At 49.6% G+C, this 21,763-nt stretch carries 16 protein-coding genes; 11 read left to right on the top strand and 5 right to left on the bottom strand.

What is annotated here, in order from left to right; all coding sequences use genetic code 11:
- Window positions 1–82 precede the first annotated feature (82 nt).
- From DWX68_RS02070 to DWX68_RS02060, 3 genes are all read left to right on the top strand, one after another.
- On the top strand, window positions 83–1,270 hold the full coding sequence (locus DWX68_RS02070) for an aminotransferase class I/II-fold pyridoxal phosphate-dependent enzyme (protein ID WP_118628474.1): 1,188 nt from the start codon (window positions 83–85) through the stop codon (window positions 1,268–1,270).
- 148 nt (window positions 1,271–1,418) lie between these two features.
- On the top strand, window positions 1,419–3,032 hold the full coding sequence (locus tag DWX68_RS02065) for a cobyric acid synthase (protein ID WP_118628473.1): 1,614 nt from the start codon (window positions 1,419–1,421) through the stop codon (window positions 3,030–3,032).
- Between the two features lie 16 nt (window positions 3,033–3,048).
- Window positions 3,049–3,684 (top strand): precorrin-8X methylmutase, encoded by a 636-nt coding sequence (locus DWX68_RS02060; protein ID WP_107000405.1) that lies wholly within the window; start codon window positions 3,049–3,051, stop codon window positions 3,682–3,684.
- A gap of 82 nt (window positions 3,685–3,766) precedes the next feature.
- On the opposite strand, the gene DWX68_RS02055 is transcribed toward DWX68_RS02060, so the two are convergent.
- Window positions 3,767–4,018 (bottom strand): hypothetical protein, encoded by a 252-nt coding sequence (locus DWX68_RS02055; RefSeq protein WP_022359551.1) that lies wholly within the window; start codon window positions 4,016–4,018, stop codon window positions 3,767–3,769.
- A 207-nt stretch (window positions 4,019–4,225) separates the two neighbouring features.
- Here DWX68_RS02055 and DWX68_RS02050 point away from each other — a divergent pair, with 207 nt between their 5' ends.
- Entirely contained in the window at window positions 4,226–5,392 is a 1,167-nt protein-coding gene (locus DWX68_RS02050) for an alanyl-tRNA editing protein (RefSeq protein ID WP_118628472.1), read from the top strand.
- A 201-nt stretch (window positions 5,393–5,593) separates the two neighbouring features.
- Here the strand turns inward: DWX68_RS02050 and DWX68_RS02045 are convergent, their stop codons facing one another.
- Window positions 5,594–5,830 (bottom strand): hypothetical protein, encoded by a 237-nt coding sequence (locus DWX68_RS02045; RefSeq protein WP_022359553.1) that lies wholly within the window; start codon window positions 5,828–5,830, stop codon window positions 5,594–5,596.
- 185 nt (window positions 5,831–6,015) lie between these two features.
- Window positions 6,016–6,273 carry a hypothetical protein gene (locus tag DWX68_RS02040; RefSeq protein ID WP_022359554.1) on the bottom strand — a complete coding sequence of 86 codons (258 nt, stop codon included), beginning with the start codon at window positions 6,271–6,273 and terminating at the stop codon, window positions 6,016–6,018.
- 494 nt (window positions 6,274–6,767) lie between these two features.
- Here DWX68_RS02040 and DWX68_RS02035 point away from each other — a divergent pair, with 494 nt between their 5' ends.
- Entirely contained in the window at window positions 6,768–7,250 is a 483-nt protein-coding gene (locus DWX68_RS02035) for an NAD(P)-dependent oxidoreductase (protein WP_118628471.1), read from the top strand.
- A 25-nt stretch (window positions 7,251–7,275) separates the two neighbouring features.
- Entirely contained in the window at window positions 7,276–9,702 is a 2,427-nt protein-coding gene (gene hemC, locus DWX68_RS02030; RefSeq protein ID WP_243027484.1) for a hydroxymethylbilane synthase, read from the top strand.
- A 108-nt stretch (window positions 9,703–9,810) separates the two neighbouring features.
- On the opposite strand, the gene DWX68_RS02025 is transcribed toward hemC, so the two are convergent.
- On the bottom strand, window positions 9,811–10,665 hold the full coding sequence (locus tag DWX68_RS02025; protein ID WP_118628470.1) for a PHP domain-containing protein: 855 nt from the start codon (window positions 10,663–10,665) through the stop codon (window positions 9,811–9,813).
- Window positions 10,666–10,996: 331 nt separating this feature from the next.
- Between DWX68_RS02025 and DWX68_RS02020 the strand changes: the two genes are divergently transcribed.
- The 4 genes from DWX68_RS02020 to DWX68_RS02005 all read left to right on the top strand — a co-directional run bounded on the left by DWX68_RS02020 (window position 10,997) and on the right by DWX68_RS02005 (window position 19,436).
- Window positions 10,997–12,799: a VanW family protein gene (locus DWX68_RS02020; protein WP_182432114.1), complete on the top strand. Its 1,803-nt coding sequence runs from the start codon at window positions 10,997–10,999 to the stop codon at window positions 12,797–12,799.
- 346 nt (window positions 12,800–13,145) lie between these two features.
- Complete coding sequence (gene nifJ / locus DWX68_RS02015; protein WP_106999935.1) at window positions 13,146–16,682, top strand: pyruvate:ferredoxin (flavodoxin) oxidoreductase; 3,537 nt, start codon at window positions 13,146–13,148, stop codon at window positions 16,680–16,682.
- Window positions 16,683–16,969: 287 nt separating this feature from the next.
- On the top strand, window positions 16,970–17,893 hold the full coding sequence (locus DWX68_RS02010; protein ID WP_106999934.1) for an alpha/beta hydrolase: 924 nt from the start codon (window positions 16,970–16,972) through the stop codon (window positions 17,891–17,893).
- 145 nt (window positions 17,894–18,038) lie between these two features.
- Complete coding sequence (locus DWX68_RS02005; RefSeq protein WP_106999933.1) at window positions 18,039–19,436, top strand: nucleobase:cation symporter-2 family protein; 1,398 nt, start codon at window positions 18,039–18,041, stop codon at window positions 19,434–19,436.
- Window positions 19,437–19,582: 146 nt separating this feature from the next.
- Here DWX68_RS02005 and DWX68_RS14590 read toward each other — a convergent pair whose 3' ends face one another.
- Window positions 19,583–20,707, bottom strand: coding sequence for an NTP transferase domain-containing protein (locus tag DWX68_RS14590; RefSeq protein WP_182432113.1), 1,125 nt, complete (start codon window positions 20,705–20,707; stop codon window positions 19,583–19,585).
- A gap of 148 nt (window positions 20,708–20,855) precedes the next feature.
- Here DWX68_RS14590 and DWX68_RS01995 point away from each other — a divergent pair, with 148 nt between their 5' ends.
- Complete coding sequence (locus DWX68_RS01995) at window positions 20,856–21,719, top strand: FAD binding domain-containing protein (RefSeq protein ID WP_118628469.1); 864 nt, start codon at window positions 20,856–20,858, stop codon at window positions 21,717–21,719.
- The last annotated feature ends 44 nt before the right edge of the window (window positions 21,720–21,763 follow it).

Here is a 21,763-nt window from a genome sequence, read left to right as displayed (position 1 = left end):
TATCAAAAACAGAACGAACGAAGGAAAGAGTAACCAGATAAAGAATACACAAAAAAGAGGGAACAACAGGGAGGAAGCATCTATGCCATACACGCACGGCGGCGATATTTACGGTGATGCAGCCGTAGAGTTAGATTTTTCAGTCAATACAAATCGTCTTGGAATGCCGCAGGCTGTCCGTGATGCTGTGATTGCATCGGCGGCTGCTTGGGAACAATATCCGGATGCTTTATGCCGGAAGCTGCGGCGTGCAGCGGCTGCTTTTTATGAGGCAGACGGCACGCCGATTCCGGAGGACTGGCTCGTGTTTGGAAACGGTGCTTCGGATATTTTATATGCAGTTGTCTCAGCGATTCGGCCCAAACAGGCGATTTTGCTGGCACCGGGATTTTCGGAGTATGAGCAGGCGCTTCGGATGTGCGGCTGCGAGATCCGGTGGCTTCATTTAAAGGAAGAAAATGGATTTTCCCTGGAGAGTGCGAGGGAAGAATTGTATGCCATGCTTTGCGATGGCTCCGGGGATGCATCGAAGATAGCTTCGGTCCCAACTTTATCCTCTAAACGTGAAAACGTCTGGGAAAAAATTTTGATTCTCGGAAATCCCAATAATCCGACAGGGCGCGCTATTTCAGCCACCGAGCTGGAAAGGTTGGCGGAGGTCTGCCGGGAAACACATACCTGGCTTATGCTGGACGAGTGTTTTCAGTGGTTTTTGGATACACGGAGAGAAGGTTCGTTTGTTGGAAATTTGTTAAATGGTGTTGGAGATCACGTTATCCTCTTAAATGCCTTGACCAAAATCTGCTCAATGGCAGGTCTTCGCCTGGGCTATGGCATCATCCCCAATGCCGGACTCCGGGAACGCCTCGAGAAGTTCCGCCAGCCGTGGAGTGTCTCGGCTCCGGCACAGGCGGGCGGAGTGGCGGCATTTGCGGTACTGGCGGATCATTCAGAAGGAAATCTGCTGGAATGGACGGTTAAATCTTTGCAGACGGAACGTCCGCGGCTGGCGGAAAAACTGGAAGAACTGGGATTTATCGTTTATCTGTCCCAGACAAATTATCTGTTGTTTCGTTCGCCGGATGAGGATTCGCGCGATTACAAACAGGGATGTTTAGAGCATGGCATTTTGGTTCGCGCCTGTGAGAATTTTGAAGGGCTGAACCGTCATTATTACCGGGTGGCGGTGCGGAACCGGGGAGAAAATGAAAGGTTGATAAATATTTTGAAAGAGGTACAATCTGAAGAAAAACACAATGTGAATTTGTAATATAAAACGAAACCATAAAATAATCTCTGTCATTTGAAAGGACAAATGGCAGAAAAATAGTTTCGGTTAAGCACAAAATAGCTTCGAATTAAATAGCTTTGAGCAACCATTATTTGGTAAGACACTCAAAAATAAGGAGGATTTCACCGTGGCAAAAGCAATCATGATACAGGGAACGATGTCCAATGCGGGAAAAAGCCTGCTGGCGGCGGGACTCTGCCGGATTTTCAAGCAGGACGGCTATCGCGTGGCGCCGTTTAAATCGCAGAATATGGCGCTGAACTCCTATATTACCAGCGAGGGATTGGAAATGGGACGCGCACAGGTAGTGCAGGCGCAGGCGGCGGGCTGTGAGCCATCGGTGGACATGAATCCGATTCTCTTAAAGCCATCCAGCGATGTCGGTTCTCAGGTGATCGTGCGCGGTGTCCCGATCGGCACAATGCCCGCGAAGGAATATTTCAAGTATAAAAAGCAGCTAATCCCGGAAATCAAGAAAGCGTTTCAGCACTTGTCCGAACAGTACGATATCATCGTGATCGAGGGCGCCGGCAGCCCGGCGGAGATCAACTTAAAATCGGATGATATCGTGAACATGGGAATGGCGCGCATGGCGGGTGCGCCGGTGCTGCTTGCCGGGGACATCGATCGGGGCGGTGTGTTTGCACAGCTCTATGGAACGGTAGCGCTTCTGGAACCGGATGAACAGGCGATGGTAAAGGGGCTTATCATCAACAAATTCCGCGGCGATAAGACGATCCTGGATCCAGGTGTTGAGATGATCGAGAAATTATGCAAGATTCCGGTGGTCGGCGTCGTTCCGTACATGGATGTGGATATCGAGGACGAGGATAGCTTAAGCAGCCGCCTTTCATCCACAGGGCGGAATAATACCCTTAAACAGGAAAACAAGTCATCTGAAAAACATGTAGAGGCATGGATCGACATTGCAGCCATCCGCTTTCCGCGTTTATCCAATTTCACTGACCTGAACGTCTTTGACCCGATCCCCGGCGTTTCAGTGCGTTATGTGAGCCGTCTGTCTGAGCTGGGACGACCGGATCTGATTGTTCTTCCGGGAACGAAGAATACGATCGAGGATCTGCTCTGGATGCGGCAGAATGGTCTGGAAGCGGCAGTTTTAAAGAAAGCAGCCGGAGGAACGCCGATCTGGGGCATCTGCGGCGGCTATCAGATGATGGGACAGACGCTGTCAGATCAGGAAGGAACCGAGGCGGGTGTGCCTGGGCGTACGATCTCCGGTATGGGACTTCTGCCGTTACAGACACAGTTTCAGGAAGAAAAGACCAGAACGCAGGTCAAGGGATGTTTCGGGACGGTCAGCGGTATCTTTTCCGGGCTTTCGGGGATGGAGGCGGAAGGGTATGAAATACATATGGGAGAGACATCATCGGTCGGCGGTGATATTGTTAAGAACGTGATCAAGGAGCAGGAAAAAGCCGTAAATCATAGTTTATTGAAACTCAGGGAAGAACAGGCGGGAAACCACACTGAAAAACAGGATGGCTGCTGCCGGGACAACCTTTACGGCACTTACGTCCACGGCATTTTTGACAAGGCAGAGGTGGCGGAGACGATTGTCTGTGCGCTGATGAAAGAAAAAGGAATGGAGCCGGAAGTCGGCGGATTATCGTTTGATTATGAGAAATACCGGGAAGAGCAGTACAACCGGCTGGCAGACACGATGCGGAAGTACTTGGATATGGAAGCAATTTACCGGATTCTGGAAGAGGGAGTGTAGATAGATGGATGAGAAAATGAAAGAACTCAGTCAGGTATTGCCGTCGGAGATCGAGGCGAGAAGTTTTGAGATTATCACCGAGGAGCTGGGGGAACGGACATTTCCGGAGAAAGAAGCACCAATTGTGAAACGCGTGATTCACACGACAGCCGACTTTGAGTACGCAGATTCGCTTGTATTTTCACCGGGCGCAGTCGATAAGGCGTTGGAAGCCCTGAAAAATGGGGCGTGCATCGTGACTGATACGAATATGGGAAAATCCGGTATCAACAAGCGCGCGCTTGCGTCGCTGGGCGGTGAGGTCTACTGTTTTATGGCGGACGAGGATGTCGCGAAGAAAGCGGCAGCGTCCGGGACCACCCGTGCGGTTGCCAGTATGGACAAGGCGGCAGAAATGGGAAAAGACTGTATTTTTGCAGTTGGGAATGCACCGACCGCGCTGGTGCGTCTGTACGAGTTGATTCAGGAGGGAAAAATCCACCCGAAGCTCATCATCGGCGTGCCGGTCGGCTTTGTCAATGTCGTGCCGTCCAAGGAATTGATTATATCCTTGCCGGACACTCCTTATATTGTGGCAAGAGGCAGAAAGGGCGGCAGCAATGTAGCCGCCGCGATCTGCAATGCATTGATTTATCAGTTGACGCGCAAATAAGATGTGATGGTGTTAAATCTGCGGTATTAAAATGTACATGGATGCATTCTCAAAAGATATGCTGGATATGGGCGGATGTTTATCAGCAGCCAAAGCCACCGCCGCCACAGCAGCAGCACAGAAGCAGGATCCAGATCAGGCAGTCGCAGTTGTTGCCGCCGCATCCGTGATCAAAGCATCCGCCGCCACATCCGCCGCAGCACAGCAGAATCAGAATCAGGAAGAGACAGTTGTTGTTGCCGAAACCGCCGCATCCACAGCCACAATTACAGCCGCAGCTTCCTCCGTTGTTATCACATCCGCAACCGCAGTTGGTAGCCGCTAAATCACTCATGGTTATGTCCTCCGAGATTTTCTATACACTTCATCATATGAGGGGCAGCTTGCCACAGTTTCCATAAATCAGGAAAATTAGGACGGAAATATTTTACTATAAATTTTTTGTTGAAATAATCGAGATAACCGGGCGGATCGACATGGATGTTTATCCATAACGATTTGTCACAGAACATTGTACAACGAAATGAAAAGAGGAATGAAAATGGAACCGTTATATTATCAGACACCGTATGTAAAAGAATTTGATGCCATCGTCACCGCCTGCCGTCCGGCAAAGCACGGATTTGAGGTGGAACTTTCCCAGACCGGATTTTACCCGGAGGGCGGCGGACAGCCGTCGGACACCGGATGGATCGGGGAAGTGCACGTGACACATGTGAAGGAGAAACATGGCGTGGTTGTTCATGAGACGGACGCGCCGCTGGAGGTGGGAAGCACCGTTCACGCGGCCATCGACTGGGAACAGCGTTTTTCCAACATGCAGCAACATACGGGAGAACATATCATATCGGGGCTGATTCATGCTGCATACGGATATGATAATGTCGGATTTCATATGGGACACGATGAAGTGACGGTCGATCTGAATGGTCCGCTTAACTGGGAACAGTTAAAGGAAATCGAGAAGAAGGCAAATGCGGTTGTCTGGGCAAATCTTCCGGTACAGGTGACATATCCGGGTGAGGAGGAATTGAAAACGATCGATTACCGCAGCAAGAAAGAGCTGACCGGTCAGGTCCGCATCGTAGAGATTCCGGGGGCGGATATCTGTGCCTGCTGCGGCACACACGTGGATTACACGGGAGAGATTGGCGTGATCAAGGTGCTTTCCCTGATGAATTACAAGGGCGGCGTGCGTTTCTCCATGCTCTGTGGTGACCGTGCGCTGGAGAATTTTGAGGCGAAGACGGAGCAGATGCAGACGATCTCTAACCTGCTTTCTGCAAAACCGGAGAAGGCGGCGGAGGCGGTCAGCCATCTGAAAGAGGAGAGCGGGCGCAAGGACGGTGAGATCAACCACCTCTGGCAGCGCATTCTCACCATGCAGGCAGACGTCTATCCGCAGGATCAGAAAGCGCTGGCTGTATTTGAGCAGGGCATGACGCCAGTTCTGGTGCGTCAGTTTGCAAATCTGCTATTGGAACAGGAAAAAGGAGAGACCGTGCTGGTGTGCTCTGGCGATGACGCGTCAGGTTATAACTACACAGCCGGAAGTCTCGGCCGTGATATGCGTGCATTCGGAAAAGAATTAAACGCCCGTCTGCAGGGACGCGGCGGCGGGAGCACCCAGATGGTGCAGGGAACATTCCGGGCGTCGCGGGAAGAAATTGAAAAAGTCTTTCAAGAGCTGGCGCGGATAGAAGAGTAGTTGTTTAGAAGGTTTGCGTGTTTACTGCGTGAAATATGAGAAACGGTTTGACTTAGATTCATAAAACGGAAAAAAGCTTTCTGTGCAGCAGGGCCAATCTGCCATGCAGCCAGGAAGCTTTTTTATACAGTTTCTATCGCATCATTCAAACATTTTTTATACAACGGCAACGTACATACCGTGTACACCTCAGAAGAGAGCTTACTCCCCCTGATACATAAATTTAATCAGTCGGTCTAAGTCCTCTTTCTCATAAGCGACCAGCTCCAGCTCTTTGATATAGCCATTGGAAAAAATATTTGCCATCGACAGATACTGGGACAGCTTGGATTTCAGGTTGATGCGGTCGCCCTCCGGGGAAACCAGCTCGACGGTTCCTTTGCAGGAATCAATTACTTTAAAAAATGTGTTTACATCGGAAATGTTCTGGATTTTCATATTTAGCCCTCCTTCATGGATTGGCACACAACCCTGTGTGCAGTTTATAATTTTGTCAATCTTTTAACAATGATAATTATAACAGACCTCTATAAAGGGCGCAATGCTCACATTTTCCAAAAAAATCCTTAAAAAAATATCCCTGTATGTCAAAAATACAGGGATGTCCAAGAAAAGATTGTCTATTAATTGTCAAAATCAATATGAAACGTGTCGTTATTTGCGGTAATATGAACATAGGAGAGATTGAAGGACTCATCCAGAATGTCTACTTTGTATTCAAATACGACGCCATTGTCTTTTTTGGAGAGAAACAGATAGGTTCCATTTTCTTTTTCCTCCATCTGATCGCAGATGTCGTTGTAGATATCCTCGCCGTTTACCTCGCCCGGATAGCCGGAAGCTTTGATCTTGTCTTCGATTGCTTTGTAAAATTCTTCCATCGTTGTAACTCCTTTATTGGTATTAGTCAATCTTTTTATACTCATTGTATTGAATTTAAATGTGTTATAAGTATACAAAATCTGCACCGTTCTGGCAAGATAAAACAAGGATTACTTTTTACGTATACGGGTATTAATAAAAGAGGGTTACTGTACACGCATACGTAAAAAGTAACGGAATTTGCCGTGGCTTCGCATTTCAATACGGCAAATTCCTGCTGCCACCACGTTTTCTTACGGCACTTTCGGTTCCAAAAGTGCCTACCCATGAACAGAAACAAAAGAGGTTCTAAAATGAAAAATAGGTCTGCCTCATGCTTGATTTATAAAACGTGAAACCTTATAATAATACGGAAATACGGTTTTGAAGAGATGAACTCAATTCCGGTGGCATAGAAACAAACGAAGTAACTGTTCAGTAGGTCTGCGGATTTATTGCGCGTGGCTGTGAAGGCACTGAACAGTTACCAAACGAAAATAGTGGGAGAAGAGAAATGTCCTATTTTCCGATTTTTATAGATATGACAGATCGGCAGGTACTGGTTGTGGGAGCTGGAAGTGTGGCATCGAGGCGGGTCGGCGTGCTGGAAAAATTTGGCGCAGCGATCACGGTGATTGCACCGAACACTTCGGAAGAGATACGGAAGCTGGCGGATTCACGGAAAATCCGTCTGATTGAACAAACCTATGAGGAAGTTCGAGATACGATCTGGCAGGAAAAAAACTTTTTTATGGCGCTGGCAGCGACCGGGCAGACGGGGACGGACGCAGGGATCAAGGAGGATGCGTCGAGCCATTCCGTCTGGTTTAATATGGCTTCCGATAAAAGTCAGTCAGAGTTTTATTTCCCGGCGCTCGCCCAGGGCAGAGAACTGACAGCCGGATTGATTTCTGGCGGAGCGGATCCGGGATTAACGCATCGTGTGGCAAAAGAAGTACGCCGCGTGCTGGCGGAAGCAGAGGTAGAAGATACTTAATATATTTTATAGAGGAGATTAAAAATTGACAGATAAAAATAGGATCCGCGTAGGCAGCCGCGACAGTGCGCTGGCAGTTGTTCAGTCAAAGATGGCGATCGCAGCGATGCAGAATGTCTGTCCGGAGACAGGATTTGAATTGATCACGATGAAAACGACGGGAGACAAGGTGCTTGACCGTCCACTTGATGCGGTTGGCGGCAGGGGATTGTTTGTAAAAGAGCTGGATCAGGCGCTTTATGAAGGGCGGTGCGAGCTGACAGTTCATTCCTTAAAAGATATGCCGCTCTGTCCGCCGGAGGAGCTGCCGGTGCTGGCGCTTTTAGAGCGCGAAGATTGCCGCGATGTGCTGGTTCTGCGTGAAGGCTTATCCGAGCTTCCGGCACACCCGGTAATCGGAACTTCCAGCCGCCGCCGCGTCCTACAGGGGCAGAGATTATTCCCGGATGCAGAATTTAAGGGGATCCGAGGCAACCTGAACACGCGTTTGCGAAAGCTCGATTCTGGCGAATATGATGCGCTGATTCTGGCAGCGGCGGGGCTGATTCGTCTGGGATTTGCAGATCGCATCAGCCGTTATTTTTCTGTGGAGGAAATGATCCCGTCAGCAGGACAGGGCATTCTGGCAATCCAGGGACGGCGTGACCGGGAGATCCCTTTTGTGAAAATGGTTCACTCTGAGGAGTCTGCGGTTTTAACCAGGGCAGAACAGGGCTTTGTCGCCACGCTTGGAGGCGGATGTTCGTCGCCGACGGCAGCTTCGGCGGTGCTTGAAAATGGAAAAATCAAGCTGAGAGGTCTTTATTATAAGGAAGAAACGGGAGAAGTCCGTATTGGTTCCATTGAGGGGGAGGCAGAGAAAGCAGCGGAGCTTGGAAGAAAATTGGCGGAACAGTTATCGGGAAAGCCTGCACTGTCTCCGCTGGGGAAAGTCTACCTTATCGGCTCGGGGCCTGGCGATTCAGGGCTTTTTACCCTGCGCGGCAGAGAACTTCTGGAGCAGGCGGATGCCGTCGTCTACGACGCTTTGGCAGGCGACGCGGTACTGGGCTGGATTCCGGAGCACACGCGGAAAATTGACGTTGGTAAACGGAGTGGACGCCATTCGAAGAAGCAGGAAGAAATCTTAGAAATTTTATTAGAGGAAGCGAAAAAGGGCGGAACGATCGTGCGCCTCAAGGGCGGGGATCCGTTCGTCTTTGGACGCGGCGGCGAAGAAGCTGAATTTTTAAAGAAACATCAGATCCCGTTTGAGGTGGTTCCGGGTATCAGCTCCAGCCTGGCAGTTCCGGCATATTTTGGCATCCCGGTGACGCACCGAGGATTGGCGGGATCGTTTCATGTGATTACCGGACATCGAATGGAGGGCATGCCGGCTCTGGATTTTGAGGCACTTGCTCGGGTCGGCGGCACCTTAATTTTTCTGATGAGTGTTGCGAATGCGCCGAGGATCTGTGAGGGGCTTCTGAATGCGGGAATGAAACCGGAGACGCCGGCGGCATTTCTGATGAACGGAACCCTTGCGTCCCAGAGAATGATCCGCGCAACCCTGCAGACACTTCCGGAAGAGGGTGTGCGTCAGGGCGTCAAGGCGCCTGCCATCCTTGTGATCGGGGAGGTCTGTGCGCTTGCTGATACGTGTGCATGGAGAGAAGAAAAGCCGTTGGCAGGAAAACGGATCGTGATTACCCGCCCGAAGGAGCGCAGCCAGAAGCTGGCGGAACATCTGCGCGATGCCGGAGCGGAGGTGCTGGAATTTCCGACGATTGAGTTAAAACCGGTCTGGAAAAAATCAGAAAAAGCGGATGCTGGCACAGCGGATAAAGAAAAACTGTATGAACTGGTTCGGAATCTGGAATCGTATCACTGGCTGGTGCTCACGAGTCCGACAGGGGCGCAATATTTCTTTGCGCTTTTGAACCAGATGCAGAAAGATTTCAGGAGCCTTTCCCATCTGCGTTTTGCTGTGATCGGCGAGGGAACCGCGTCCGTCTGCCGGGAACACGGCATTTACCCAGATTATATTCCGGAGCGCTTTTATGCGGCAGATCTCGGAAAAGGGCTGGCAAAACAGGTGAAGCAGAACGAACGCGTATGCATCCTGCGCGCCAGACATGGTTCGCCGGAACTGACGCAGGCATTTGAAGCTGCCGGAATATCCTATATGGATGTGACACTTTACGATACGATCACGCCGGAGGAATCGCCGCTTGCAGCGCGCATCCGTGAACTCCTAAAAGAGGGCGCGATCGATGCGGTCACGTTTACGAGCGGATCGACGGTACAGGGATTCCTGGATATTTTACAGCCGGATAAGGAGACATTGAACGGATTTACAGCCGTCTGTATCGGAGAAAAGACAGAAAAAACCGCCAGCGCGGCGGGAATGAAAGCCGTACTGGCGGAGTCCGTCTCGGAAGAAGGGATTGAGCAGGCGCTCTATCATATGTAAACATATAAACAGACGTCTGTTCATCAGGTTCATGAAGAAGTTTTTATATAGATTGTAAATGCCTGAACATACGGAACCGATAGAAGCGTGAGCGGGTAAATCAGCATTTTAGCTGTTTTTCTGCTGTAACCGGGCTTTTATGTTGTCCAGCAGCAGTGCAGAAACCCGCAGACCGCCGTAGCCGCTTCCAAGATGGATATCTGGTTTGTTGGCACCGTGAAAATCGGAACCGCCGGTGGAGACCAGACCGAGACGCGAAGCTATTTCACGTAAATGAAGACTGTCGGATTGAGAGTGTGAGGAATAATAAATCTCGATGCCCATCATTCCGGCTTCTTTTAAATAGGAGAGAAGCTGCTCGGTCTTTTTCCAGCCAAGTTTATACTGGAGAGGATGTGCGAGCGCTGGTAAACCGCCAGCTACACGGATCAGGCGGATCGCTTCCTCCGGCTCAATCATCTGCTTCGGGCGGTAATATTTTTTGCCGTCCCCGAGGTATTTATCAAATGCCTGGCTGACCGAAGTGACACAGCCTTTTTCAAGCAGTGCGCGTGCAAAATGGGCACGGGTGATGACAGTGTGTTCATTTCCGTGAATTAAATCTTCATATTTAATGGGAAATCCATCTGCCTGAAATAAAGCGAGAAGCTCTTCATTGCGCCGGTTGCGGATCTCGCGGACCTGCCGCAGTGCAGATAAAAGTTCCGGGCAGTGCGGGTTCAGATAGAGCCCCAGAATATGGATTTCTTTTCCTTCATAAGGACTGGAAAATTCGGCACCGGGAATGACAGTCAGGGAGGTGTTCTCGGCTGCCTGCATGGCTTCCGCAACGCCGTCAACTGTATCATGATCCGTCAGCGCATAGGCGGTCAGACCGCATTGGAGCGCCAGCTTTGTCACTTCGGTGGGCGTGAGTGTTCCGTCCGAAGCAGTAGAATGAACGTGTAAATCAATTAACTGCATAGATGCAGACCTCCTTCTGCTGTAAGACTACCCGCATTAGATGGAAAAGTCAAGTATGCGGCAGATACCCGCTGCAGTTTGCCAGTGTGTAAACGGGAACAAAAATGATTGTTTACATCAGATATATTTGAAAGAAGAAGCGTTATACAAAAAACAGAGCGGCTGTGGAAATTTGTACCAGGAAAAGGTTGTGGGGATCAAAAAAATTTATAAGTTAATTTAAGAATTATGTTATTTTCTTTTCCTGGAATTGTGCTATACTGTAGCAGGGATATTTTCAAATAAACACATATAATAAAATTTCATGGAAAAGACGGACAGGTGATGGAAAATGAGTGAGTACAACAGAAATTCTTCAGGAGGAAGGAATTTTGAACATAGAGGATTGGAGGGCGGAACGCTGAGTTCGTACAACAGTACCGGGCATCGTTCGTCGTCCGGAACATCCAGCCATACAAAAAGTACAGCTGCGCACACAAGCACGGGACGCCGGGATACTGCGATGAACCGGGCGGCAGCCGGTCGGAGTGGGCATACTTCCGGGCGTTATAAAAAGAAGAGAAGAAACCATCTGGATATTACACAGATCCTTTTGATCGTGATCGGTGTCCTGGCGGTTATCCTGATAGCGGCGATTGCCTCCCGCGGGTGCGGTGGGGGCAGCGCGGCAGGCGGGGCGACCGAATCGGATGCCGTACAGGAGAGTACCGTGGCAGATGGAGCGGTGACCGTCAACGGCGTCAATATTTACGGAATGACGCAGGAGGAGGCGCGCAAGGCGATCCTTGATTCATTTGACTGGAAGATGAAGGTCAAATACGAGGACAAAGAGGCCGACGTCACCAATCTGATGGCGGATAAAGTTGATCAGCTTCTCGAGGAGATCTATGCAAGTGATCTGAAACCGGGTGAGACATATGAAGTCAACACGGAAAATATGATCGAGGATGCCAAGGCAGAGGCAGCACTGATTGCCGGAAACTGGAACATGGCAGCCAAGAGCGGCGGTATCTCCGGTTACAATAAGGAAACGGGCAAGTTTGAGTTCAGCGAGGGCACCAAGGGACTTGTCATCGATCAGGACAAGCTGGCACAGGCGATGGTCGATGCGATTGACAAGAAAGAGTTTGATGCCGTTCTGACCGCAGAGACGAAGGAAGTCGCAGCGGATTCGTCGGTACAGGATAAGTACAAGACAATGTCCACCTACACAACCACGACGACCTCCAACAGCAACCGAAACGAGAATATCCGTCTGGCGGTCGCAGCGTTAAACGGAACGATTGTCAAACCAGGACAGGAATTTTCCTTTAACAATACGACCGGTGCGAGAACCGAAGAAAAAGGCTACAAGCCGGCAACCGCATACTTAAATGGCGAGGTTGTCCAGGAGCCAGGCGGCGGTGTCTGCCAGGTATCTTCGACCTTATATAACGCGGTTGTATTTGCGGGGCTTAAAAGTACGGAGCGCCACGCACACAGCTACGAGCCGTCCTACGTTACACCGGGCGAGGATGCGGCAGTCAGCTACGGCGGACCGGACTTCAAGTTCGTCAACAACTCGGAATATCCGCTGGCTATCAAGGCAAGCTTCAGCGCATCTGATCGAAAACTGACGATCGCACTGTATGGAGTTCCGATTCTGAAAGAGGGTGTCAAGATTCGTATGTCTTCTGAGAAGACAGGCGAGATTGATCCGCCGTCTGCGGTTTATACCGAGGATGGTTCCTTGCAGCCGGGTCAGGAAGTGCAGACAAAGGCAGCGACTCCGGGCAGCCGCTGGTCCACGGATCTGGTTACCTATGAGAATGATAAAGAAGTGAGTCGTGAATTTTTTCACAATAGCAGCTATCGTGGAAAGGCAGCGCAAATCAAACGTAACAGTTCCGCTACTGTAGCGACCAACGCAACGGAGACAACGGCGGCAGCAGAGAGCACCGCAGCTGAGACAAATGCAGCTAATGAGAGCACAGCGGCACATGAGACAACCACAGCGGCACCGTCCAGCCCTGACGGCGAGACAAAAGCTCCGACCACGACAGCGGCGGCATCCAACGAAGGACCACAGGAGACAACTCCAGAGCCAGAGGAAACGAACCCGGTTGTGGAAGCAAATGGACCTGGAAGCAATTAAAATCAAGGCAAAACTAAGGTGAAATATAGAAAGTGCTGTAAGATAGATTGCAAAAATGAATGATAAAAGGGCATTCAAGCGGCATTTGAATGAAAAGCACCGCTGGATGGAGAGTCTTTCTTCATCTGGCGGCGCTTTTTTTCATATTTTATGGTTTTATCGACTATCTGAAAAAACAGTAGACAGCTTTTTTGTAATTGTTCGAAAAATAATACCGGATATAAATCAAATTTATTTGCATTTTGACGAGAATTTGTTATAATATTATCAGGTAAATTTCCAGGACAATCTATTTGGGGAGATTTATTACTGAATACATTCACTATCAATAGGAGGAATATTCATTATGGCAAGAAAGATGAAAACCATGGATGGAAACCACGCAGCAGCGCATGCTTCTTACGCATACACCGACGTGGCAGCTATCTATCCGATTACCCCTTCTTCTCCGATGGCTGAGGCTACCGATGAATGGGCAACAGACGGAAGAACCAATATTTTCGGCCACACAGTTCAGATTACAGAGATGCAGTCTGAGGCAGGTGCAGCAGGTGCAGTACACGGATCTCTGGCAGCAGGTGCGCTGACAACCACGTACACCGCTTCCCAGGGTCTGCTTCTGATGATCCCGAACTTATACAAAATTGCAGGTGAGCAGCTCCCGGGCGTATTTAATGTTTCGGCTCGTGCACTGGCCAGCCATGCGTTATCCATCTTTGGTGACCATTCTGATATTTATGCGTGCCGTCAGACAGGCTGCGCGATGCTGTGTGAATCCAGCGTACAGGAAGTTATGGATTTAACCCCGGTTGCACATCTGGCATCCATCAAGGGCAAGATTCCATTCATTAACTTCTTTGATGGTTTCCGTACATCCCATGAGATTCAGAAGATCGAGACCTGGGATTATGAAGATCTGAAAGATATGGCAGATATGGATGCAATCGATGCATTCCGTAAGAATGCACTGAATCCGAACCACCCGTGTCAGCGCGGTTCTGCTCAGAACCCGGATATCTTCTTCCAGGTAAGAGAGGCTTGCAACCCGTACTACGATGCACTTCCGGCGATTGTTCAGGAATACATGGACAAGGTCAATGAGAAGATTGGCACAGACTACAAGCTGTTCAACTACTATGGCGCTCCGGATGCAGAGCACGTTATCATCGCAATGGGTTCTGTCAACGATACCATCGAGGAGACGATCGATTACCTCGTAGCAGCTGGAAAGAAAGTCGGCGTTGTAAAGGTTCGCCTGTACCGTCCGTTCGTAGCCAGCGCACTGGTAGACGCTATTCCGGATACAGTTAAGCAGATTTCCGTATTAGACCGCACCAAAGAGCCAGGTTCCCTTGGCGAGCCGCTTTACCTTGATGTAGTAGCAGCATTAAAGGGTACAAAATTCGATCAGACTCCGATCTTCACAGGTCGTTACGGACTTGGTTCCAAGGATACTACACCGGCTCAGATCGTAGCTGTATATGAGAATACAACCAAGAAACAGTTCACCATCGGTATCGTAGATGATGTTACCAATCTCTCCCTGGAGCTTGGCGCACCGCTTGTTACCACTCCGGAAGGAACTGTAAACTGTAAATTCTGGGGTCTTGGTGCCGACGGTACTGTAGGTGCAAACAAGAACTCCATCAAGATCATCGGCGATAACACCGATATGTACGCACAGGCTTACTTCGATTATGACTCCAAGAAATCTGGTGGTGTTACAATGTCCCACCTTCGTTTCGGTCATAAACCGATCAAATCCACCTACCTGATCCACAAGGCAAACTTTGTTGCCTGTCACAATCCAGCTTACATCCGTAAGTACAACATGGTTCAGGAACTGGTTGACGGCGGTACATTCCTGTTAAACTGCCCGTGGAACATGGAAGAGCTGGAGCAGCACTTACCGGGACAGGTTAAGAAGTTCATCGCTGACCACAAGATTAAATTCTACACCATCGACGGTGTTAAACTGGGTATCGAGACCGGTATGGGTCCGACCCGTATCAATACCATCCTTCAGTCCGCATTCTTCAAGCTGGCAAATATTATTCCGGAGGAGAGAGCGATCGAACTGATGAAGGCTGCTGCAAAGGCAACCTACGGTCGTAAGGGCGAAGATGTTGTTAAGAAAAACTGGGCTGCTATCGATGCAGGCGCTCAGAACGTTGTAGAGATTCAGGTTCCGGAAAGCTGGAAGAACGGCGAGGACGAGGGACTTGAGATGACTCACGCAACCGAGGGAAGAGCAGACGTTGTTAAGTTTGTCAACACCGTTCAGGCTGCTGTCAATGCTCAGGAGGGTAACAACCTGCCGGTATCTGCATTTACCGATTATGTAGATGGTACAACTCCGTCTGGTTCCGCTGCATACGAGAAACGTGGTATCGCAGTCAATGTACCGGTTTGGAATCCGGACAACTGTATCCAGTGTAACTTCTGTTCTTATGTGTGCCCGCACGCAGTTATCCGCCCGATCGCGATGACCGAGGAAGAGGCTGCTGCCGCTCCGGAAGGAACAAAGACACTGCCGCTTACAGGTATGCCGCAGTACAAGTTCGTGATGACTATTTCTTCCTTGGATTGTACCGGATGTGGTTCCTGTGCAAATGTCTGCCCGGGCAAGAAGGGTGAGAAAGCACTTACGATGGTAAGTCTTGACAAGAATCTGGAGGCTCAGAAGGGTTATGACTACGGTCAGACACTTCCGATCAAACAGGATGTCATTGATAAATATAAAGAGACAACCGTTAAGGGAAGCCAGTTCAAACAGCCGTTACTTGAGTTCTCCGGCGCTTGTGCAGGATGCGGCGAGACTCCGTACGCAAAACTGATTACTCAGCTGTTCGGCGATCGTATGTACATTGCCAACGCAACCGGATGCTCTTCTATCTGGGGCAACTCTTCACCGTCCACACCTTACACCATGAACAAGGCTGGCAAGGGTCCGGCTTGGGACAACTCCCTGTTCGAGGACAACGCAGAGTTCGGTTATGGTATGCTTCTGGCTCAGAACGCAATCCGTGACGGCTTAAAGGGTAAGGTTGAGGCTGTGATGGCGGCAGAACAGGCGACCGATGAAGTGAAAGCAGCTTGCAAAGAGTGGCTGGATACTTACGGAATCGGTGCATTGAACGGCGCAGCTACCGACAAGCTGGTAGAGGCTCTGGACGGCATCGACTGCCCGAACTGCAAGGATATTGTGAAGAACAAAGACTTCCTCGCTAAGAAATCCCAGTGGGTATTCGGTGGCGACGGTTGGGCTTACGATATCGGTTTCGGCGGTGTTGACCACGTACTTGCTTCCGGCAAGGATATCAACATCATGGTATATGATACCGAGGTTTACTCCAACACAGGCGGACAGTCCTCTAAGGCAACTCCGACCGGTGCAGTTGCACAGTTTGCAGCAGGTGGTAAAGATGTGAAGAAGAAAGATCTTGCTTCCATCGCTATGAGCTACGGCTATGTATACGTTGCCCAGATCTCCATGGGTGCTGATTATGCTCAGACTGTTAAGGCAATCGCTGAGGCAGAGGCATATCCGGGTCCGTCCTTAGTCATTGCTTATGCTCCGTGTATCAACCACGGTATCAAGAAAGGTATGGACAAGGCTCAGACCGAGGAGAAACTGGCGGTAGAGTGCGGTTACTGGCACAACTTCCGTTACAATCCGGCTGCAGAGGACAAGAAGTTCACTCTGGACAGCAAGGCACCGACAGGTGACTACCAGGCATTCTTAAAGGGTGAGGTTCGTTACGCATCTCTGGCTCTGAAGAATCCGGATAGAGCCGGCGCGCTGGATGCAAAGAACGAGGAAGAGGCAAAGGCTAGATACCAGTACCTGAACAAGCTCGTTACTCTGTATACAAACAACTAATGAATCACTGATTCATGAATATATGACATACGATATATAAAACGTATGACTGCAGAAGCTCCGTCGAAAGATGGAGCTTTTGTTGTGTAATAGGGAATTCCCTATTACACAACAAGGCACATTCTTTTTTAGGGGGGAAAATTGTATAATAGAGTGTTTTTGTGGTATCCTGTATATGAAAAGGATCTGAAAATTATATGCTTCAATAAAACAGGAAAATAAAAAATATTTCAGGCAATGTTGAGAGAGATAATTCGATATAGCATTTAGAAAGCGGGGAAATCAGGATGGCACAGGGCAAAGATTTTTATATTCCATTTCAGGATGGGAGCGGCAGAATCCATGGCATCTGCTGGGAGCCGGAGGAAACACCGTGGGCGGTCATTCAGGTGGCGCACGGTATGATCGAGCACATTGGCAGATACGAAGAATTTGCACAGGCGATGAACCGGGCGGGGATTGCGGTCATCGGGCACGATCATCCGGGACATGGACGGACAGCAAAACCAGGGGAATTGGGCGAGTTCGCGGAGAAAAATGGTGTCCGCCGCGTGAACGGTGCGATGGCGCAGGTGGCACGTTTTGCGAAACACAAGTTTCAGGGCATTCCGCATATTCTTCTGGGGCACAGCATGGGTTCGTTTTTTGGACGCCGTTTTATCACGCATTATGGAGAATGGCTGGACGGCGCAATTTTCATGGGAACCGGAAGCCAGCCGGAACCACTTTTGTGGCTGGGCGGAACCGTCGTGGCAGCGGCAGCGTGGCTGGAAGGAAGAAATGGACGAAATGAGCGGTTGCACCAGCTGGTTCTTGGAAGCTATAACCGCTATTTTGAAAAAGGAAAAACGGAACATCAATGGCTGTCGCGCGTGACGGAGGAGGATGAAAAATACGAGGCGGATCCATACTGCCAGTTTTTATTTACCGATGGGGCATTCGTCGATTTTTTCCAGGTCATGCTGGATTTGAAGCGGAAGAGAGGCTTTGATGGAATTCCGAAAAATCTGCCGATTCTGCTGATATCGGGAGAGGAGGACCCGGTCGGAGAAGGCGGACGCGGTGTGCGGCGCGCGATGGAAGATCTGCAAGAAACCGGATGTACCAATGTGGCGATGCAACTTTATCCGGGGGCAAGGCATGAACTGTTTCATGAGATCAACCGGGAAGAGGTATTTGGTGATATTGTGGACTGGGTAAGTAAATTATAAGTAATACTTATAACTTACTTAATGAAAAATAATATACAAATGAAAAAACAATCTTTACAGTTCATATGCTTTTTTTTATAATTGAGAATGTTTTGGAAACTGTGTAAAAAGGTAGTTTTAAATTGGGTACAGGGAGAGAAAATCTATGGAAAATGAAAAGAAATTTACGGGACCTGCCTATGAGTTTGAGGCGAAGATGCCGTTGAAACAGGCGATTCCGCTGGGACTGCAGCACGTGCTTGCGATGTTTGTCGGTAACCTGACACCACTTCTGATCATCACAGGCGCCTGTGGTATCACGGGCGGAAACGATCTGGCACAGCTGCAGATCGAGCTTCTGCAGAATGCGATGTTGGTGGCGGGACTGATCACGCTGCTGCAGTTATTTTCGGTTGGTCCGGTCGGCGGCAAGGTTCCGATTATCATGGGAACCAGCTCTGGTTTCATCGGTGTATTCAACAGCGTGGCGGCTACGATGGGCGGCGGTATTTTAGCGTACGGCGCCATTATGGGTGCTTCGATCATCGGCGGTCTGTTCGAGAGTGTGCTTGGATGCTTCTTAAAGCCGCTTCGCCGATTTTTCCCGTCGGTCGTAACAGGTACGGTCGTTCTTTCGATTGGTCTGTCATTGATCGGGGTCGGCGTCAATTCCTTCGGCGGCGGCAGCTCGGCGCAGGACTTTGGTTCCATGGAAAATATGCTGCTTGCTATTTTTGTCCTGATTGTGATTCTGGCAGTGAAGCACGGAACGAAGGGATATTTAAGTTCCTCCTCGATTCTGGTCGGAATTATTGCCGGTTATGCTGTAGCATTCATCATGGGTCTGGTGCTTCCGCACACGGGCATTGCAGCGGACGGAACCGAATATACCAAAGCATGGGTATTAAACTGGGATAAGGTAGCACAGGCGAGCTGGATCAGCATTCCGCCGATCGTCCCGGTTAAAATTGTCTTTGATATGCGCGCAATTTTGCCGGTTCTTATCATGTTTATTGTAACCGCTGTTGAGACGGTCGGAGATATTTCCGGTGTCGTTGAGGGCGGTATGGACCGTGAGGCGACCGATAAAGAGCTTTCCGGCGGCGTTATCTGCGATGGACTTGGTTCCAGTATTGCGGCGCTGTTCGGTGTTCTTCCGAACACTTCGTTCAGCCAGAACGTAGGTCTGGTTACAATGACAAAGGTAGTCAACCGCATGGCACTTGCAACCGGCGCGGTATTCCTGATTCTGTGCGGTCTGATTCCGAAGCTGGGTGCGATCGTTTCGATCATGCCGCAGTCGGTACTGGGAGGCGCAGCGGTTATGATGTTCTCTTCGATCGTAGTTAGCGGTATTCAGCTTATCACGAAAGAGAAGATGACTTCACGCAACCTGACCATCGTCTCTGTTGCACTGGGTGTTGGTTACGGCATGGGTGCACATGCAACCATCCTTTCCAAGATGCCGGAAGCAATTCAGCTTGTATTCGGCGGATCTGGTATCGTTCCGGCAGCTTTCATGGCGATTATCCTGAATGTGCTGCTGCCGAAGGATGAGGCGTAAGAAATAGGAAGATTAGAAAAAGGTCATAGGTACATAAAAATATAAGATCCATCTATAAAATATGGAATGTATGGCTGAAAGTGATACGTAGATTGATAAAAAGGGACTGGCATCATGCTGCATGTGTGATGTCAGTCCTTATAGTTTTATTCGATTGTTACCAGATTCTCCAGGCGTTTGAGCTCCTCCGGCGTGTCTACATCCATCAATTCCTCCGGCACTTCGGCAGTCACATACTGGACAACGTCTGGATGCTGGCGGAGAACATGGCTTCCGCCAGCTTTTTCCGGCAGATGGAGCAGTTCGTCAAAATATGCCCGGTCGAAGAGAATCGGGCTTCCGACGGTGGTTGAGACGGAAGGTTCGGGAGAAGCCGTCATTTGGATGCTGCAGAGCTGTACAATCGGTGATTTTTCTGCAATTCCTGAATTCTGAGGCAATTTTGATTTCAAAATGGAAAAATCAGAATCTGGGAAAACAGATTCAGAGTGACCTGGTGATATTCTGCATTCGAGATAGCGCCGGCATATCCGTTCCAGTGTCCGTGGACGCAGAAGCGGCTGATCGCCGAGTGCAAAGAGACAGCCTGATAAATCCGGGTGCCTTTTTAACATGTGTGTAAGTCCCAGGCAGAGCGCCTCGTTCCGATTGGGAAGTGTATGAATCAGCACCGGAATTCCCAGGGACTGACAGTAATCGTGAACCTCCCGGGAGCGCGTCACAACGAGACGATCGGCAAAGAGCGGAACAGAACCGATCACATTCAGAACCGAGTGGATGAGCGGAGCACCGTGGAACGAAGCCATGAGCTTGTTCGAGCCGAAACGTTTTCCAAGACCGGAGGCCATGATGATGCAGGCGATCCGGACATCGTTTGAATTTTGCAAACAAGTGAAAGAGGACGTTTGTGTTCCAGAAGAGAAAAAAACAGATTTCCGCCTGCAAAAAAATTCTTCATATAACTGTTTCCCACTCTCCGTACATGCATCCCGATATGCCTCATACTTAGCTAGAAACTCCCTCGCCTCCGCCGTCATCTGGCTGCCTCCGCCGCCTTTTCCGCCGGTGGTGCGGACGGTCAGTGGAAATCCAAGCGTGGCTTCGGCGGAGCGGATAATCCGAAGTGCTTTTGTATACGCCATATTCATGGACAGAGCGGCGGAGCGGAGCGATCCGGTTTCATCGATGGCATGAAGAAGCTGACGAGGACCTTCGCCAAAGAAACGATGGTTTTCGTCGTTGCAGAGGTAGGTACGGATGGATGGTTTCATAGTTTTTGTCAAATCCTCCTAATCTTTTCTGGAAAAAGGGGTCTCGTTGTATTTTAAAAATAACAACGGAATTATACCATGTTTTATGCTATAATAAAAGATGGATAATTTTGTTATTTAAGAAATAGATGAAAAAGAGGAAAAACCTATGATGACGATTCGAGAATATAAACGGGTAGAAAGCCTGGAGGAAGCCTGGGAGCTGAATCAGAAAAAAGCGAACCGGGTGATAGGCGGTATGATCTGGCTGAAGATGAGCCGGGGCAATGTAGGAACCGCGATTGATATTTCAGAGCTGGGGCTGGATCAGATAGAGGAGACAGAGGATGCGTTTGAGATTGGCGCGATGGTTACCCTGCGCCAGCTGGAAGAACATCCGGGATTGGCGGCATACACAGACGGTGCCATGCGCGAGTCGGTGCGCCATATCGTCGGCGTGCAGCTTCGGAACCTGGCGACAGTCGGAGGCAGTATCTATGGCAGATTTGGATTTTCAGATGTCCTGACGATGTTCCTGGCGATGGACACCGAAGTGGAACTTTACAAAGCTGGACGGATGCCGTTGGTGGAATTTGCAAAACAGATCGGCGGCCGGGACATTTTAGTCAAATTAATTGTCCATAAAGACAAAGCCGTATATCACTACCAGTCCGTGCGGAATACGCAGACTGATTTTCCAGTGCTGACCTGTGCAGCGGCGAAACGGGCGGATGGAGCATATCGTTTTAGCATCGGTGCGCGTCCGGGGCGTGCTGTGTTGTTCGAGGCATCAGCGGAGACAATACAGGCGCTTATAGAGGAAAAGCAAAAGGCTGAAACAAAAGCAGATGCGGATGCCGATACCAGAGAAAAGCAGGACAAGACGCAGACCGGGAAGAAAGCAGTCTGTCTTGCAAAGTGGATCCGTGATCAGGTTCAGACGTCTTCAAATATGCGCGGCAGCGCTGAATACCGGAAACATTTAACCGGTGTTCTGATAAAGCGGGCGGTGCGTGTGCTGGAAAAGTGCTAAACGAAATAGGACAATAAAATGATCGTATAACAGTATGAATATTA

The sequence above is a fragment of the Clostridium sp. AF20-7 genome (assembly GCF_003479275.1).
Lineage (GTDB): Bacteria > Bacillota > Clostridia > Lachnospirales > Lachnospiraceae > Otoolea > Otoolea fessa.
The sequence above is the reverse complement of the archived record's forward strand: the minus strand, read 5'-3'. Positions and strand labels throughout refer to the sequence as shown.